The sequence below is a fragment of the Streptomyces adelaidensis genome (assembly GCF_016598475.1).
GTDB lineage: Bacteria > Actinomycetota > Actinomycetes > Streptomycetales > Streptomycetaceae > Streptomyces > Streptomyces adelaidensis.
Genome location: NZ_JAEMUX010000198.1, coordinates 1 through 2,603, shown reverse-complemented (window position 1 = coordinate 2,603; position 2,603 = coordinate 1). Strand labels below are relative to the sequence as shown.

The following is a 2,603-nucleotide window of genomic DNA, read 5'->3' as shown; positions in this document are numbered from 1 at the left end:
GACTGCAGGCCGTCACCTCGCAGGCGATCAGTGCCGGGCTGACACAGACGGTTTTCGCTCAGCACGTGAGAACTCTGGACCGTACCGGGGTATGCCATCACCTGGCGAACGAGAACGAGCTCACGTGGTGCGAGGGAGAAGGGACATGAAACCGCTGAACAGCCCGCTGGAGATCGGCGTGCGGGCACTGGTGCTGCTCTCGGAGAGCCATCCCGACGCTCTGGACCTGGCCCAGCTCGCGCTCTTAGACCATGCCGTGCTGCACAGCGCCGAGTTCGACGGACCACCCAGCCTGCACCCGGATCTGCCAGCTCGCTCGGGAGAGCTCGGTCTGAAGCGCACGGTTCTCGAACAGGCACTTCTGGTGCTCATCCGCGCTGGCCTGGCCGAACTCGAAGCTGACGGGACCGGCCTGGTCTACCGGGCCACTGAACGCGGCCCGGCCTTCGTGGACGTTCTCGAAGCCCCGTACGTCCTACGGCTCCGCGAGCGCGCTGAATGGGCCGTCCACCAATGGGCCCCGGACATCGATGTACGCGCCACCACCCAGTCCCTGCAAACGCCTCCCCCCGCCCCCGTGACCTCTCGCCCGTTCGAGGGCCATCGTGGGTAGTCTCCAGCTGGTCCACCTCACTTACGCCGGCTCGGGCAGGCCATCAGCGCAAATCGTCTTCGGCCCCGAGCTGACCACCATCTATGGTGCCTCCGACACCGGGAAGACCTTCATCGTCAGGTCTGTCGAGTACATGCTCGGCGGCGCCCAGCTGGATATGGTCGACGAAGCCGAGGGATACACCCAGATCCTCCTTGGGCTGCTGCTGCCCGATGGCAGCCCGCTGACTCTCGTCCGGCGCCCCGGCACCAACTCCACGCATCTGCATCGCGAGGACCTCCGCGACCTGGTTCACCGCCCAGCGGATGCCATCGTGAACTCGGTGCACAACGCCCGTAGCAAGAACAGCCTCTCGATTCACCTGATGCGCGCTATGGGTCTAGACGATGTCCTCATCCGCAAGAACGAAGCCGGTGGCACCCGCTCCCTGGCGCTGACCGACCTGGCGCACCTGTCCGTGGTTACGGAGGACCGCATGATCGCCATGCCCTCCCCGGTCCTACGCACCGGCACCACCACCACCCGCACCGCGGAGACGTCGGTCATGCGGTTCCTCCTGACCGGGGAGGGAGACCCTCCCGTCGACACCGGGCCCAACGCGGGACAGCGGCGTGTGAACAGGGGGCAGATCAACCTCTTGGACCAGCTCGTGATCGACTTGTACGCGAAGCTTGAGTCGGACGAGTCTGAGCGCGACTTGAAAGACCGCCTGGCGCGGGTCAAGATCGCGATCGACGCGCAAAACATTGCCCTGCGCGCGGCCGACGAAGGTCACCGCGAAGCGGTACGCGAGCGCATGACACACGCCCGCCGTCTTGCTGGGCTAGACGAGCGGCTGGCCGAGGTCAGCGATCTGTTGGGACGGTTCAGCCTGCTGGAGGACCAGTACCGCTCTGATCTGGAGCGTTTGGTAATGGTCAACGAGGCTGGCAGCATCCTCGGTTATTTCCGCGTCGGAACCTGCGTCTTCTGCGGAGCGGACCCCGAGCACCAGCACCCCGGCCACAGTCAGCAGGAGGCCACTCAGCTCCACATTGCGGTGCAAGCGGAGGCCACGAAGACGACCGCCCTGCTCACGGACCTCCTGCCGACCATCGCCGACCTCGCCCTCGAACAGGAAGAGCTCGCCCGGACCTGGCAGGCCGTCAAGGACGACCTGGAAGCGCTGGACGAACTCATCGCCGAAGCCGAGGGCCAGCTCGCACCGCTCAGGGACGGGCTTCAAAACCTGCTTGACGCACGATCTTCAGTCGAGCGGGGGCTAGAACTGCATGCGCGGATTGCGGAACTTGAGGACAAGCGCTCTCGCCTCGACGGGGAGGGAGCGGTGCCCGCTACCCGGCCTGCGCAGTACATCGCCGCCCGAGTCGTCAACGACTTCGACTCGGTCCTCCAACGCACCCTGAGCAGCTGGGAAATACCGGCAGTCGACAACTCCGGGTACGACCAGTACAACGCCGAGATCCGGGCCGGGGGCCGCCCGCGCGCCGGTCGTGGCAAGGGTGTGCGATCCGTACTGCATTCGGCCTTCACTACCTCCCTGGCCCGCTTCTGTATCGAACGAGACCTCCCCCATCTCGGCTTCGTTGTCCTGGACTCCCCCGTGGTCACCTACCGCCAGCCGGTGAAGAACACTCCACAGGACCCCGACCTACCCGACGTGCGCATCACATCCACCGTCGTAGACCGCTTCTACGAGGACATGCTCGCTTTTCCCGGCCAGGCTGTGATCATCGAGAACGGCGATCCACCCCTCGGCGTCCTGTCCGAGGCCACCACCTACAACTTCACCGCCGCCGACGGTCGCCCTGGCTTCCTCCCGTGAAGCCTCGTCGATTCCAGGATCTGCAGGGCCTACTAACCCGCCATAGCCCGGCTACGTGGGGCGGAGCGATGGGCTCGCGGACCAGATTGCGGATCCGACCGGGGCGCTGGACCGGGAGGACTCGATCACGGATTTCCTCGTTATCTGAGGTCGTGGGAAGGCATT

Annotated in this window: 3 protein-coding genes; all 3 read left to right on the top strand. The window is 65.5% G+C overall.

From position 1 onward, the window contains the following. Positions 1 to 2: 2 nt before the first annotated feature. Genes I8N67_RS44455 through I8N67_RS41195 form a run of 3 tightly spaced genes read left to right on the top strand, consistent with a single transcriptional unit; the run spans position 3 to position 2,438 of the window. Positions 3 to 149 (top strand): ABC-three component system protein, encoded by a 147-nt coding sequence (locus tag I8N67_RS44455; RefSeq protein WP_307835527.1) that lies wholly within the window; start codon positions 3 to 5, stop codon positions 147 to 149. Next, a complete protein-coding gene (locus tag I8N67_RS41200; RefSeq protein WP_200309435.1) occupies positions 146 to 613 on the top strand; it encodes an ABC-three component system middle component 2 in 468 nt (155 codons plus the stop codon). Before I8N67_RS44455 ends, I8N67_RS41200 begins: the two co-directional genes overlap by 4 nt. Continuing rightward, entirely contained in the window at positions 606 to 2,438 is a 1,833-nt protein-coding gene (locus tag I8N67_RS41195; RefSeq protein WP_200309434.1) for a hypothetical protein, read from the top strand. Before I8N67_RS41200 ends, I8N67_RS41195 begins: the two co-directional genes overlap by 8 nt. Positions 2,439 to 2,603 lie beyond the last annotated feature (165 nt).

Bases quoted from the DNA above. Each gene is read 5' to 3' on its own strand.
- I8N67_RS41200 (WP_200309435.1), top strand. From the start codon at position 146: ATGAAACCGCTGAACAGCCCGCTGGAGATCGGCGTGCGGGCACTGGTG.